This is a genomic window from Curtobacterium sp. P97, from assembly GCF_023712445.1.
Lineage (GTDB): Bacteria > Actinomycetota > Actinomycetes > Actinomycetales > Microbacteriaceae > Curtobacterium.
In genome coordinates this window covers 1-428 of record NZ_JAMAYF010000169.1, presented here as the reverse complement: position 1 = coordinate 428, position 428 = coordinate 1, and the positions used below count along the sequence as shown (strand labels likewise).

The window sequence follows — 428 nt, the reverse complement described above, 5'->3', positions numbered from 1 at the left end:
GGTCACAGAGACCCAGCTCACGGTCAGCAGGACGAGAGGGGACGGCGCGCGGTGGTCGCACTGGACGAGTTCGCCCGCTCGGAGGCGATCCTCAGCGAGCTGGGCAGCACCGGGCGCGTCCACGTCCACGTGACCGAGCTGGCCACCCAGCTCGGGGTGTCGACGGTGACCATCCGCAAGGACCTCGAGGCCCTCGAGCAGCGGTCGGCCCTGCGACGGGTGCGGGGCGGCGCCGTGCCCACCCGGACGGCCGACGAGGGCGCCTTCGAGACCCGTCTGCGCCACCGGCAGGCGGCCAAGGAGGCCATCGCCGAAGCCGTGGCGCCGCTGGTGCGCGACGGCGACGTCATCGCGCTGGACTCCTCCACCACGTGCTGGTACCTCGCCGCCCAGCTGACCGACCGGCGGGGCCTGGTCGTGGTCACCAC

The 428-nt window shown here is 73.8% G+C and carries 1 protein-coding gene; it reads left to right on the top strand.

Annotated elements, in window-relative coordinates:
• Nucleotides 1-51: 51 nt before the first annotated feature.
• On the top strand, nt 52-428 hold a 377-nt coding region (locus tag M3677_RS17490; protein WP_251161211.1), incomplete at its 3' end, for a DeoR/GlpR family DNA-binding transcription regulator.